The following is a 12,155-nucleotide window of genomic DNA, read 5'->3' on the forward strand; positions in this document are numbered from 1 at the left end:
CGCAGACGCGCACAGGAGTCCTGAAAATGACCATCAGCAAAAAAATGATCCTCCTGGTGATGTCCGCCCTGCTCGGCATCATCCTGCTCTCCGGGATCGCCTACCAGCAGATGAACCAGGTCTACACCGCAGCCAACTTCGCCAACGTCAACTCGGTCCCGAGCATCGTGGCCTTGAACAAGCTGCGCAATGCGGTCAACACCCAGATCCAGCTGGTCTACACCCACATCCTCACCACTGACGACAAGACCATGGGGGAGATCGACGCCACCATCAAAACCAACCGCGATGACATCCAGGTTGCCATCGACGACTACGCCAAGTTGCTCGCCGATGATGAGGACCGGCAACTGCTGGACGCTGATCGCAAGGGCATCAGCGAGTTCCTGCAAGGCGCCGAGGCGGTCCTGGTGCTGTCGCGTACCAACCAGAACGAGCAAGCCCGTGACGGGATGATCCACCTGACCCTGAACGTCATCAATCCGCTGCGAGACACACTGAACAAGCACCGTGACTACAACGTGAAGATGGCCAATGACGCGGGTCTCAGCGCCGAGGCCACTCGCCAGCAGGCCACGCTGATCTCCATCACCGTGTCCGTCATCACCCTGATCGTGATCGGGCTGATAGGCGGCCTGATCACCCGCAACCTGCTGCGCCAACTGGGTGGTGAACCGGCCTACGCCGCCGATGTGGTCAGCCGCATCGCCGCCGGCGACCTGACCACCACCGTGGACACCAAGCCTGGCGATACCAGCAGCATGCTGGCTGCCATCAAGACCATGGTGGAGAAACTCGGCCAGATCATCGGTGAGGTGCGCAGCAACGCCGACTCCCTCAGCAGCGCCTCGGAGGAAATCTCCGCCACCGCCCAGAGCATGAGCCAGGGCGCCTCGGAACAAGCGGCTTCGGTGGAAGAAACCAGTGCCTCGATGGAGCAGATGTCCGCCTCCATCGCGCAGAACACCGAGAACGCCAAGGTCACCGACGGCATGGCCGGCAAGGCCGCCCGCGAGGCCAACGAAGGTGGCCAGGCCGTGCGCGACACCGTGTCGGCCATGAAGACCATCGCCGAGAAGATCAGCATCGTCGACGACATCGCCTACCAGACCAACCTGCTGGCACTCAACGCCGCCATCGAGGCCGCACGGGCCGGTGAACACGGCAAGGGCTTCGCGGTAGTGGCCGCCGAGGTGCGCAAGCTGGCCGAGCGCAGCCAGGTGGCTGCCCAGGAGATCAGCGAAGTGGCCAAGAGCAGCGTCTCCCTGGCCGAACGCGCCGGCACCCTGCTGGACCAGATGGTGCCCTCCATCGCCAAGACCTCCGACCTGGTGCAGGAGATCGCCGCCGCCTCGGAAGAGCAGACCACCGGCGTCAGCCAGATCAACACGGCGATGAGCCAGCTCAGCGAGATCACCCAGCAGTCCGCCTCCTCCGCCGAGGAGCTGGCCGCCACCGCCGAGGAAATGAGCGGCCAGGCCGAGCAGCTGCAACAGCTGATGGACTTCTTCAAGGTCAACAACGGTGGCAAGGGCGGCCGTGATGTCGGTGCCAAGGGCAAGGCGAGCGCAGCGCGCAAGGTCTCCCGCCCGGTCGTTGACGAAAGCGACAGTGACTTCGACGACGCGGTACCGGCTGGCTTCGTCCGCTTCCAGCACTGACCCGACCTCTCGATACCGTGACCGGGGCACCCACCGGTGCCCCCAGGAGCGAAGCATGTCCAGCTTCTTCAGCCGCCCCGGCGACGCTACCCAGCCGGATGCGCCCCAGCAGTACCTGACCTTCACCCTGGCCGACGAAGTGTTCGCCGTCGGCACCCGCAGCGTCCGCGAGATCATCGAGTACGGCCACCTGACCCCGGTGCCGATGATGCCGTCCTGCGTGCTGGGGGTGATCAACCTGCGCGGTGGGGTCGTCCCGATCATGGACCTGCGCCAGCGCTTCGGCGCCGGGCAGACCGTCATCGGCCGCCGCAGCTGCATCGTCATCCTGGAAGTGGAGCGTGATGAGCTGCGCCAGGTGATGGGCATCGTCGTCGAAGCGGTTAACGCCGTGATCGAGATCGCCGCCCAGGACATCGAGCCGGCCCCCCGCTTCGGTGCCCGCATCCGCACCGATTTCATCCACGGCATGGCCAAGCTCGACGGGCACCTGGTGGTGCTGTTGAACATCGGCCAGGCGCTGTCCCTGGATGATCTGCAACGCCTGGCCGACGTCGGCAACGCCAGTGACCTGCAACAGTCGGCCTGAACAGGAGCCCGCCATGACCGATCTCAGCATCTCCAACCGCGAGTTCCAGCAGTTCCGCGGAATGATCCACGAGATCGCCGGCATCGCCATGTCGGAGGCCAAGCGCCAGCTCATCGCCGGCCGGCTGAACAAGCGCCTGCGCCATTTCGGCCTGGGCAGCTACGGCGACTACTACCAGTTGCTGATGAAGGACAAGGAGGAGCTGCAGATCGCCGTCGACCTCCTCACCACCAACGAGACCTACTTCTTCCGCGAGCCCAAGCACTTCGAGTTCCTGCGCGAGAAGCTGGGCACCGAGCTGCGCAGCGGCAGCGGCCCGCTGCGCATCTGGAGCGCTGCCTGCTCCAGCGGCGAGGAGCCCTACACCCTGGCCCTGCTGCTGGCCGATGCCGTTGCAAGCCGCCCCTGGGAGATCCTCGCCTCGGACATCAGCACGCGCATCCTCGACAAGGCCCGGGCCGGGCTCTACCCGCTGGAGGACGCCGAAGGCATCCCCGGCAACCTGCGCCAGCGCTTCTGCCTGCGGGGCACCGGCAGCAACGAGGGGCTGTTCACCCTGGACCCGGCCCTCAAGCGCCGTGTGCAGTTCCGCCAGATCAACCTCAACAACACGCTGCCGGACGTGGGCGTGTTCGATGTGATTTTCCTGCGCAACGTGATGATCTACTTCGACGCCGACACCAAGCGCCAGGTGGTGCAACGGCTGTGCGCACGCCTGCGCCCGGGGGGCTACTTCCTGGTCAGCCATTCGGAAAGCCTCAACGGCATCAGCGAAGAGCTGCAATCCGTACGCCCTTCGATCTACCGGAGGCCCCATGCGTAAGCCCAAGGGCGTCATCGAGGTGTTCCTGCAGCCGGGCGAGTTGTACTTCGGCGACCGCTACACCCGCCTGCGCACGCTGCTGGGCTCCTGCGTCTCCATCGTGCTCTGGCACCGCGAGGCGCTCCTGGGGGGCATGTGCCACTACATGCTGCCGGCCTGCCGCCACCCCGGGGTGGAACCGGACGGGCGCTACGCCGATGCCGCCCTGCGCCTGCTGCTGCAGGAGATCCGCAACAGCGGCACCCGCGCCACGGACTACCGCATCAGCCTGTTCGGCGGCGGCAACATGCTCGGCGCCCGCGAGCGCCGGCACATCGGCCAGCAGAACATCGAGGCCGGCCTGGCCCTGCTGGCCGCCCATGGCCTCACCTGCCAAGCCCGCCATGTGGGCGGCGAGGGCTACCGCAACCTGATCTTCGACGTGTGGAGCGGCAACATCGCGCTCCGCCACCCCAATCCGCAACAACTTGCCAGTCGGCGCTACGAGGCCTGCTCGCCATGAACAAGATCAAGGTGATGATCGTCGACGACTCCGCAGTCGTGAGACAGGTACTGACCGGCAGCCTGTCCGGCCACAGCGGCATCGAGGTGATCGGCGCAGCCGCCGACCCGCTCTTCGCGCTGGAGCGGATGAACCGCAACTGGCCGGATGTGATCGTGCTGGACGTGGAGATGCCGCGCATGGACGGCATCTCCTTCCTGAAGAAGCTGATGGCCGAGCACCCCACACCGGTGGTGATCTGCTCGACCCTGACCGAGAAAGGCGCGGCCACCACCATGGAGGCCCTGGCCGCCGGTGCCGTGGCCATCGTCACCAAGCCCCAGGGCAACCTGCGCCAGTTCCTCGTCGAAGCCACCGAAGAACTGGTGAGCGCCATCAAGGCCGCATCGCAGGCCCGCCTCAAGCGCATGCCCGGCAGCGCATCGGCCCCTGCACCCGCCCTGGCGCCCAAGCTCACTGCCGACGCCATCCTGCCGGCCGGCGGCCCGGCCGCCATGACCCGCACCACCGAACGCATCGTCGCCCTGGGCACCTCCACCGGCGGCACCCAGGCCCTGGAGCAGGTGCTCACCGCACTGCCCCGGGTCTGCCCGGGCATCGTCATCGTCCAGCACATGCCGGAGAAGTTCACCGCGGCCTTTGCCGCGAGACTGGACGCCCTGTGCCAGATCGAGGTGCGCGAGGCGCGCCACGGCGACCGGGTGATTCCGGGCCGCGCGCTGATCGCCCCCGGTGGCCGCCACATGCTGCTCAAGCGCAACGGTGCGCAATACGTGGTGGACATCGTCGACGGCCCGCCGGTGTCCCGGCACAAGCCTTCGGTGGACGTGCTGTTCCGCTCTGCCGCCCGCGCGGCGGGGGCCAACGCCACCGGCATCATCATGACCGGCATGGGCGACGACGGTGCCCGCGGGCTGCGGGAAATGTACGAGGCCGGGGCCTACACCCTCGGGCAGGACGAAGCCACCTGCGTGGTCTACGGCATGCCCAAGGAGGCCCGCAAGCTGGACGCGGTGCACCGGGAAATCCCCCTGGAGCAGATCCCGGCCTACATCCTGAGGGGCGACCGCCCCTGAGTTCGCGGCCCATCGACACGTCGTCGGCGACTTCCCCACTCCGTCGCCGGTGCCGGTGGGCCCTTTTGAATCCGGGCGTGCGTTTAGAACCCGCACACCCGACGCCACCTTGGAGCGAAGCGAGATGATCCTGTTCAGTGCAGCCATCAAGAACGAACTTGCCCAGTGCCAGGATGACCTGGCTGAAGCCACCGCCCTGCGCGAGGCGCTGGACCGCTCCCAGGCCATCATCGAGTTCCTGCCCGACGGCACCATCGTCAAGGCCAACGACAACTTCCTGCGCACCATGGGCTACCGCCTGGACGAGATCGTCGGCCGGCACCACCGCATGTTCTGCGAGCCGGAACTGGCTAACAGCGTCGAATACCGGCGCTTCTGGGAGCGGTTGGCCCAGGGCGAGTTCATCCGCGAACGCTTCCTGCGGCTGGACAAGCAAGGGCGCGACGTGTGGCTGGAGGCCACCTACAACCCGGTACGCGACGCCACAGGGCGGGTCACCAAGGTGATCAAGCTGGCCACCGACATCAGCGCCAACCTCCTGCATGAGCACGAGGAGGACGCGATCATCAACGCCATCAACCGCTCCATGGCGGTCATCGAGTTCAACCCGGCTGGCGAGGTGGTCGCCGCCAACGAAAACTTCCTCGCCGTTACCGGCTACCGCAAACAGGAGGTGGTCGGCCAGCACCATCGGATCTTCTGCTCCCATGAAGAGTCCGGCAGTCCGGCCTACCAGCAGTTCTGGCAGCGGTTGAACCGGGGGGAGTACGTCAGCGGTCGCTTCGAGCGGCGCAATCGTCACGGCGGCGTGATCTGGCTGGAAGCCAGCTACAACCCGGTCTTCGACACCCGGGGCAAGCTGTACAAGATCGTCAAGTTCGCCTCCGATATCACCGCCGAAGTGCTGGAGCAGCAGGCCGAGTCGGAAGCCGCCCATGTGGCGTACGACACCGCGCGGCAGACCGATGCCGAGGCCCAGGGCGGCGCGGAGGTGGTGAACCGTACCGTGGCGCTGGTCCAGGGCATTGCCGGCGAGCTGAACCATGCCGCCGAACGCATCGGCGCAGTGAGCCAGCAGTCCGACGTGATCAACAGCATCGTGCAGTCCATCCGTGGCATTGCCGACCAGACCAACCTGCTGGCCCTCAACGCGGCCATCGAAGCAGCGCGCGCCGGCGAACAGGGCCGGGGCTTCGCGGTGGTGGCCGACGAGGTGCGCAATCTCGCGGCCCGCACCGCACGGGCCACCGAGGAGATCGTCGAAGTGGTCAAGCGCAACCATGAGCTGGCCCAGGAAGCCGTCAGCAGCATGCGCGAGAGCTGCGAAAAGGTGGACCAGGGCGTGCAACTGGCCCACGAAGCAGGCCGAGCCATCCAGAGCATCCAGGACGGCGCCCAGCGGGTGGTCGACACCATCCAGCGCTTCACCAGCACCCTGCAGGCCCGTTGAACCGGGCCCAGGCGCCCTGCAACCCGAGGGGAGAACGACGTGGACGACCCGAACAAACCAGCCACCCCACCGGACACCCAGTTGGCAGACGCCCTGCGCCTGCAACTGCCGTTGCTCTACACCCAGGCCAACGGTCTGATCGCTTCTGCCAACCCACCCCTGCTGGAGTTGCTGGGCTATGGGCCGGACGAGGTGCTCGGTCGCCACTGCAGCCTGCTGCTGGCCTCACCCGAGGAGATGGCCGGCAGTGCATGCCTGCTGGGAGACCTCGCACGAAAAAAGTCGGCTACGTCCAGGTGCGCAAGGCCGATGGCGACTGCATCTGGATGGACGTGACCTGCCTGTCGCTGCGCCACCACCCGGAGGCCACAGCCGCTGCCGTCGCCATCCTTCGTGAGGCCGACCAGCGGATCAGCCAGCAGAAGCAACTGGACGGGCACATCAAGGCACTGCTCACGCCACGCTGAAGCGCTAGCCGACCAGCAACACCCCACCCGGCAGCTCGGCCACCCGGGCGCCGTAGGCATCGCGGATCAACCCCGCCACCTGGGCCAACTGATCGAGGCGGAAGCGGGCCTGCACCCGGCGCTGGCCGAGCTGGGCATTGAGCAGCAGGATCATCCCGGGGCGGTAGCGGTTGATCTCGTCGATCACCTCGGCCAGCGGGGTGTCGTCGAACACCAGCATCTGCCGTCGCCAGGCGGTGACCTGCTCCGCGTCGAAGGGCTGCGGCTCGCCCCGCTGCTGCGGGTCATAACGCAGCTGGCGCCCCGCCGGGAGCACCAGGGCATGGCCCTGCAGCACCAGTGAGAGGTTGCCTGCCAGGCAGGTGACGCACACCTGCCCTTCCCGCGCGCGCAGGTTGAAGCGCGCGCCCTGGGCGTCCACCGTGCCGCCGGCAGCGAGGATCCGCACCGGCACGCGGGCCAGTACGTCCACTTCGCCTTCGAGCACTTCCAGGTTCACCCGGCCGGCACCCGTCGCCTGCCGCTTGATGCGGGTATCGGTGTTCAGTTCCAGCACCAGCCCCTCGCCCGCTTCGATGCGGCGCTGCTCACCCACGGCGGTGCTGTAGTCACCTCGGTCGTGCAAGGCAGGCCGCAGCATGACCAGCGCCACCGAGGCCGCGATGGCGCCCCCGAGGAAAGCGCGTCGACCAATGCGACGGGATGGCAGCGGAATCACCGGCGCGGCTGGCGAGGCCAGGCGCTCGACCGCCGGCCCCAGGGCCTGCCACAGGCCATGGACCTGGCGGAACGCAGCTGCATGAGCGGTGCTGCGCGCGCACCACTGGCGAAAGGCCTCGGCATCCCGCCCGGTGGCTTCGCCCGAGGTGAGGCGCAGCAACCAGGCATGGGCCTCGTCCCGCAGGGGATGGTGGCCGTCGGGGTCGGTCAGGGGCTGGAGGTCGTCGTTCAAGCGCGGGGACTCGGGTTGGGTAATCGATTCGGCGCGTGCCTGCTTCTAGGACTGTTTTCCGGCGCCGGGACCGAACCGCTGCACCACTTTTCTTTCCAGCCGGCCGGCGCAATGCGCCAGGGCGGCCTTCAGCTCCTTCTCCACCGTGCGGGTGGAGATGCTGAAGCGCCGGGCCAGTTCCTGGTGCGGGACCTCCTCCATGCGCGAGGCCACCAGGATCTGCCGGCGGCGCGGGCTGAGTTCGGCCAGCGCCTCGACCAGGGCGAGGATTTCCACCTGGCCGCCGACGATCGCTGCCGGGTCGCGGGGCTCTTCGACGCTTTCCAGCAGCACTTGCACCTCGGCGCCGGTCAGCAGTCGCGCGTCCTGGGCGCGGCGGTCGGCCGCCACGTTGAGCGCCATGCGGTAGAGGTAGGCGTCGGGGCGTTGCAGGTCCTCGGGCTCGTCCATGCGCCCGACCCGCAGGTAGGTCTCGTGGAGCACGTCGCCAGCCAGGTCGTCGGACCCCAGGCGGCGACGCAGGCGCACCCGGAACTGCTCGTACGAGGCCAGGAAGACCCGCAGCAGCCGGCCGGGGGCCTTGTCGTTCATGTTCCCGCCGCGTTCATCCACGTTTCGCACTCCATGCCGGCGGCCGACTCCGGCACCACCAGCACCGTGATCGGCTGCGGCAGCGACGAGGGCGGCGCCCTGTCTGTCCTCATGTCCCTCAGGCGCTCCACCAGCGCCGCATCCCGCATCAGGTCACCGGTGCTGGCCAGCAGGCGACTGTGCTCGACCCGCCCGCCCCGGCCGATCCACAGCTGCAGCGCAGCGCGGTAGTGGCCGGGCCGGGTCAGCGGCTCGGTGCACAGTGCCCGGCCCAGGGCCGTCTGCAGCACCCGGGCGAAGCTGCCCACGCCGCGCGGGGCCTGGGCCGTGCGTGACGCAGCCGTCGACGCCAGGCGGGCCGGTGCCAGGGTGAACCCCTCGTTCCCGGCGTGCAGTGCCATCAGCCCGGTACCCGCCAACAGCCGCTCCAATCCCTGGCGAAGGCCATAGCGCCCCCTCAGCGGCGCCGAACGACGCCCCCGTGTCAGCTCCCGGTCCACCAGCACGGCCAGGCCGGTGGCGGTGCCATAGCGATCCAGCGCCGCCGCCAACGGCTGGGCCGGGATGTCGAAGTCCACCTGGCGCTCCGGCGCCTCGGCCCGGCACAGGGTGCTGGCCACCAGCATCCAGCACGCCGCCAGCAGGCAAAACCCGGCCATGACCCGGTTAGACATAGGGTGAACGACCCACGCTGAACAGCCGGGCACTGTCGTCCCGATTAGCGGGTCATGCTGACGGCCGTTCATGTCATTTGTGTGATGGAGCCTGCAAGAAAACCATCGCTGGCGCGGCCCGGGGATTTGCGTAGAGTCGCTGCCATGCCCCTTTCCCGGAGGTTCACATGCGTACCCTGTTCTGCACCCTGGCCCTTCTGGTCGTCGTCCCGGTCCTGGCCGACGACGCCCCGCGCAGCGGCGGCTGCGTGGACGTGGAAGTCAACGGCTACAAGGCGCTGTCCTATGAATGCCTGACCGAAAGGTTGGCCAACCCTGAAGGCGAAGAGGCCGCCCGGCGCAATGCCGCGATGCAGCGCTCACCCCTGGAGCGCAGTGCGCCCGGCCAGATGGGCCTGGCCACGCCGGCGGCGACGTCGGTGCGCATGGGCAATCAGTTCGGCCAGTCGGTGCACCCGCAGCGTCCCTGAGGGCGAGGGTCCGTCCCCGCCGGGTTTCGGCTGCAGCGTGGGAAGCCCGGAACGTAAAAAAAGGCAGGCCCACCCGTGGTGAGGACACGGGTGATCGGCCTGCCCAAACGTCCACTTACTGTTCCGGATCGGCCCGATGCCCCGGGAACCGGGCCGTGAGGGATATGACGCGGGGGGACCGCGACTTAGAACAGGTAGGTGGCCGAAACGCTGAAAATCTGGCCCTTGGATTCAACCTTGCCGTCGATGCTGCCGCCCCCGAGACGCGGCTGGTTGACGGTGCGCAGGCGGCCCTCGTCGACGAACTGGCGGGAGTACGCCATGTCCACGCTGAGGTTCGGGTCGAAGCCGAAGCGGTAGCTGCCACCAATGGACACGAAGGTCCGATCGCCATCCGGGATGCGCGCATCACGGGTGGAGTTGCGGGTCGGCGTCTGGTCCAGCGCCACACCCGCCCGCAGGGTCAACTGGTCGTTGAAGCGGTAGTCACCGCCCAGCGAGTACATCCAGGTGTCCTTGTAGTTGTAGGGAATGTCGACGATCAGGTTGCCGTTGGAGGTGAGCTTGAGGGACTCGAAGGACGACCACTGGGTCCAGGTGACACTGGCACCCAGGCTGAAGCTGTCGTTGAAGTCGTGGACCCAGTCGAGGACCGCCATGGCCGGGATGTCCATGCGGGACTTGGCGTCATCACCATTGGGGTTGAGGACCAGCCCTGGATAGAAAAAAGCCAAGGTGTCGGGATTCATCACGCTCGGAGAGTCGAAGGGGGCAATCCCCGTCGCATCATTGAAGTGCCAGCTGTACTTCCCCTCCAGCTCGTTCTTGATGCGGGCGTGATAGGCGAGGCCCAGGGTGTCACGAGCCGTGGGCTTCCAGGCGACACTGGCAAACCAACCTGGCGAAACGTTATCCACCTTCACCCGCATCGTTGCCTTACTAGCTCCCGCGTGCAGCAAGCCATTGGCAAAGGAGTCAGGCGCGGCGCCCGCAGCGGCCATCAGGTCAACGTTCTGACTGACGAATCCCTGAGTACGCTGAATTACCACACCGCCACCAATGGCCCACTGGTCGTCGATCTTGAACGACACCGAACCTGCCAGGGCCGCCGTTTCGATCTTGGTGTCCAGCGCGAAGTCCTTACCTTTGAAGTTCTTGTCCCACGTACTGCGCATTCCCATGGGTACGACCTGCCCCAAGCCGAACGCAAAGCGATCGCCTAATGGAATGACCAGGAATTGAGTGGGCAACCATTTGCTGAACCCGCCGTTGCCACCATCGCCGAGCGACTGATAGTTCGAGGTTCCAATATCAGCACCATCGGCGTAGTCGACACGAGGGTTGCCCTCATAGTCATAGGCCTGGCCTTTGAACTTCATGTCGATGTCGGCATAGATCGCCGAAACCTGCCCCACCGGGCGCTCGATGAAGGCCATGGCTGCGGGGTTGTTGAAAGCAGCAGAGGGATCGTTGTGCCACAGGGAACCACCGGCGAAGGCACGGCCCCAACCAGGGGTGCCGTAGGTAGGCACGGCGAAGGCACCGGCCTCGGCCTGCTGGACGCCGAGCAGGGCACCCACCACGGCGAGGCTGAGCAGCGAGCGGCGCAGGGCGGGGACGTTACGTTGGGATGACGGGACAAACGGCTTCATGACAACTCCTGGGTTCTTATTGTTGTGCGCTGGTGCATCCGATGGCGGACTTCCAAGTCACTCGACGTACAACCGCTCAACGGCCGGCGTTCGTTCGGGGCATCGCCTCGGGGCGTACGGGGTACGCGCAATTGTTATGGGGTTGGATCGCTGGAAACGGCCCTTCCCGCAAGGGGAAGGGCCGGTGCAATCAGGGCAGGACGGTGAAGGCCGGGTTCGGGCTTACCGACAGGCTCTGGATGGTGCAGGTGCCAACGGCCTGGTTCGGGGTCAGGGTCAGGGTGTTGGTGGCGTTGCTCCAGGCACCGCTCACGGTCACCGGCGAGGAGCTGCAGTTGATACCGGCCAAGGTGAACTTGACGCCGCTGACGGTGCCGGTGGTGGTGCTGGTGGCGGTCAGGGTCCAGGGCAGGCCGGAGGTACCAGCCAGGCCGCAAGCACCGCCGCCGGTGATGTTCACCGCAGTGATGGTGGCGGTGTTGTTGTTATTGGTCGTGCCGACGAATTCAACGTTGCAGGTGACCGGGCTGAGGAAGCCAGGCTTCACAACCGATACACCCTTGGCGGAGAACTTCGTGTTGGTCGGGGTGATGGTCACCGCCATGGCGGAGGAAGCGCCCATGCAGAGGGCCAGGGCAGCGGTAGCAACGGAGATTTTGGACATTTTCATTGTTTTTCGTTCCTTGGTTGATAAGCAAAGCATGGTTGTTTTGGTCACCTGGGAATGAACCACTCAGACCTTCCTGTTGATCCCATGACCGCTTTTCAAACCTGGTGCGAACCCTTCCGTGGTCGACCCGCAGCTGCTGGCTGGGTATTCGGGTCCATCACGGCGGCACACTGCCCGCTCCAGGCTCCACAGGCCCGTCGGTAAATGCGAAGGTCGGCTCTCGAGAATGCAGCGATCCCTGGCTGCGCTTGTCGTCCTTCACACGCCCCGGCGAGGCGCTGACCGTGCCGCCCGGAGTCGGGCGGCCATCGTTCACTGCTGTCGATTGATCCGGGCCCCGAGGCCCTGGACAGGGTGCTGCCGATACCGCCTCGCAGGCGGTGCGAGCACGACGAAGCCGGCAGTTGTCCAAGCTTCGTCGCGAAAGAGCCGGGCGGCAGATTCCCGGCGGGTGATAGGTGCGTGGCCCAAGTGGGCGAAGACGTGGAGCATCCGTTGCCACCTCCCTGCTGCGTTCCAATGCGTAGCGATCATGGTTACCGATTCGCCAGGGTTCGTTGCTGTTGGCGTCTTTCCGT

General features: G+C 66.5%; 14 protein-coding genes. 9 read left to right on the forward strand and 5 right to left on the reverse strand.

The annotated features are described in order from the left end of the window. The first annotated feature begins 26 nt into the window (after positions 1 to 26). The 8 genes from BM198_RS19395 (at position 27) to BM198_RS30205 (ending at position 6,568) form a co-directional block, all read left to right on the forward strand. Positions 27 to 1,661, forward strand: coding sequence for a methyl-accepting chemotaxis protein (locus BM198_RS19395; RefSeq protein ID WP_074971789.1), 1,635 nt, complete (start codon positions 27 to 29; stop codon positions 1,659 to 1,661). Positions 1,662 to 1,716: 55 nt separating this feature from the next. Beyond that, positions 1,717 to 2,250: a chemotaxis protein CheW gene (locus tag BM198_RS19400; RefSeq protein WP_074971790.1), complete on the forward strand. Its 534-nt coding sequence runs from the start codon at positions 1,717 to 1,719 to the stop codon at positions 2,248 to 2,250. Positions 2,251 to 2,263: 13 nt separating this feature from the next. After that, entirely contained in the window at positions 2,264 to 3,073 is an 810-nt protein-coding gene (locus BM198_RS19405) for a CheR family methyltransferase (RefSeq protein ID WP_074971791.1), read from the forward strand. After that, positions 3,066 to 3,575, forward strand: a complete 510-nt coding sequence (locus BM198_RS19410) for a chemotaxis protein CheD (protein ID WP_074971792.1) — start codon at positions 3,066 to 3,068, stop codon at positions 3,573 to 3,575. The genes BM198_RS19405 and BM198_RS19410 overlap by 8 nt, the downstream gene beginning before the upstream one ends. Then, positions 3,572 to 4,651, forward strand: a complete 1,080-nt coding sequence (locus BM198_RS19415; RefSeq protein WP_074971793.1) for a protein-glutamate methylesterase/protein-glutamine glutaminase — start codon at positions 3,572 to 3,574, stop codon at positions 4,649 to 4,651. Before BM198_RS19410 ends, BM198_RS19415 begins: the two co-directional genes overlap by 4 nt. Before the next feature lie 130 nt (positions 4,652 to 4,781). Continuing rightward, a complete protein-coding gene (locus BM198_RS19420; RefSeq protein ID WP_074971824.1) occupies positions 4,782 to 6,101 on the forward strand; it encodes a methyl-accepting chemotaxis protein in 1,320 nt (439 codons plus the stop codon). 39 nt (positions 6,102 to 6,140) lie between these two features. Then, positions 6,141 to 6,437 (forward strand): PAS domain-containing protein, encoded by a 297-nt coding sequence (locus tag BM198_RS29750; protein WP_074971794.1) that lies wholly within the window; start codon positions 6,141 to 6,143, stop codon positions 6,435 to 6,437. Next, a complete protein-coding gene (locus tag BM198_RS30205; RefSeq protein WP_160158561.1) occupies positions 6,428 to 6,568 on the forward strand; it encodes a hypothetical protein in 141 nt (46 codons plus the stop codon). The genes BM198_RS29750 and BM198_RS30205 overlap by 10 nt, the downstream gene beginning before the upstream one ends. 4 nt (positions 6,569 to 6,572) lie before the next feature. Here the strand turns inward: BM198_RS30205 and BM198_RS19430 are convergent, their stop codons facing one another. Genes BM198_RS19430 through BM198_RS19440 form a run of 3 tightly spaced genes read right to left on the reverse strand, consistent with a single transcriptional unit; the run spans position 6,573 to position 8,785 of the window. Then, positions 6,573 to 7,520 carry a FecR family protein gene (locus BM198_RS19430; protein ID WP_074971795.1) on the reverse strand — a complete coding sequence of 316 codons (948 nt, stop codon included), beginning with the start codon at positions 7,518 to 7,520 and terminating at the stop codon, positions 6,573 to 6,575. Positions 7,521 to 7,565: 45 nt separating this feature from the next. Further along, entirely contained in the window at positions 7,566 to 8,111 is a 546-nt protein-coding gene (locus BM198_RS19435) for an RNA polymerase sigma factor (protein WP_074971796.1), read from the reverse strand. Next, positions 8,108 to 8,785, reverse strand: a complete 678-nt coding sequence (locus tag BM198_RS19440) for a hypothetical protein (RefSeq protein WP_074971797.1) — start codon at positions 8,783 to 8,785, stop codon at positions 8,108 to 8,110. Before BM198_RS19440 ends, BM198_RS19435 begins: the two co-directional genes overlap by 4 nt. Positions 8,786 to 8,952: 167 nt before the next feature. On the opposite strand from BM198_RS19440, the gene BM198_RS19445 reads away from it, so the two are divergent. After that, a complete protein-coding gene (locus BM198_RS19445) occupies positions 8,953 to 9,255 on the forward strand; it encodes a hypothetical protein (protein WP_074971798.1) in 303 nt (100 codons plus the stop codon). Positions 9,256 to 9,440: 185 nt separating this feature from the next. Here BM198_RS19445 and BM198_RS19450 read toward each other — a convergent pair whose 3' ends face one another. Both BM198_RS19450 and praB read right to left on the reverse strand, forming a co-directional pair. Continuing rightward, the gene (locus tag BM198_RS19450; RefSeq protein WP_074971799.1) at positions 9,441 to 10,907 is read right to left on the reverse strand and encodes an outer membrane protein transport protein; all 1,467 of its coding nucleotides are present in this window, start codon (positions 10,905 to 10,907) and stop codon (positions 9,441 to 9,443) included. A 190-nt stretch (positions 10,908 to 11,097) separates the two neighbouring features. After that, complete coding sequence (gene praB / locus BM198_RS19455) at positions 11,098 to 11,577, reverse strand: alkane oxidation protein activator PraB (RefSeq protein WP_074971800.1); 480 nt, start codon at positions 11,575 to 11,577, stop codon at positions 11,098 to 11,100. Positions 11,578 to 12,155: the final 578 nt, after the last annotated feature.

Source organism: Metapseudomonas otitidis, assembly GCF_900111835.1.
GTDB classification, from domain to species: Bacteria; Pseudomonadota; Gammaproteobacteria; order Pseudomonadales; family Pseudomonadaceae; genus Metapseudomonas; species Metapseudomonas otitidis.

Coding starts and splice junctions, on each gene's coding strand:
- BM198_RS19395 (WP_074971789.1), top strand. CDS start 27: ATGACCATCAGCAAAAAAATGATCCTCCTGGTGATGTCCGCCCTGCTC.
- BM198_RS19400 (WP_074971790.1), top strand. CDS start 1,717: ATGTCCAGCTTCTTCAGCCGCCCCGGCGACGCTACCCAGCCGGATGCG.
- BM198_RS19405 (WP_074971791.1), top strand. CDS start 2,264: ATGACCGATCTCAGCATCTCCAACCGCGAGTTCCAGCAGTTCCGCGGA.
- BM198_RS19410 (WP_074971792.1), top strand. CDS start 3,066: ATGCGTAAGCCCAAGGGCGTCATCGAGGTGTTCCTGCAGCCGGGCGAG.
- BM198_RS19415 (WP_074971793.1), top strand. CDS start 3,572: ATGAACAAGATCAAGGTGATGATCGTCGACGACTCCGCAGTCGTGAGA.
- BM198_RS30205 (WP_160158561.1), top strand. CDS start 6,428: ATGGACGTGACCTGCCTGTCGCTGCGCCACCACCCGGAGGCCACAGCC.
- BM198_RS19435 (WP_074971796.1), bottom strand. CDS start 8,111: ATGAACGACAAGGCCCCCGGCCGGCTGCTGCGGGTCTTCCTGGCCTCG.
- BM198_RS19440 (WP_074971797.1), bottom strand. CDS start 8,785: ATGTCTAACCGGGTCATGGCCGGGTTTTGCCTGCTGGCGGCGTGCTGG.
- BM198_RS19445 (WP_074971798.1), top strand. CDS start 8,953: ATGCGTACCCTGTTCTGCACCCTGGCCCTTCTGGTCGTCGTCCCGGTC.
- BM198_RS19450 (WP_074971799.1), bottom strand. CDS start 10,907: ATGAAGCCGTTTGTCCCGTCATCCCAACGTAACGTCCCCGCCCTGCGC.
- praB (WP_074971800.1), bottom strand. CDS start 11,577: ATGAAAATGTCCAAAATCTCCGTTGCTACCGCTGCCCTGGCCCTCTGC.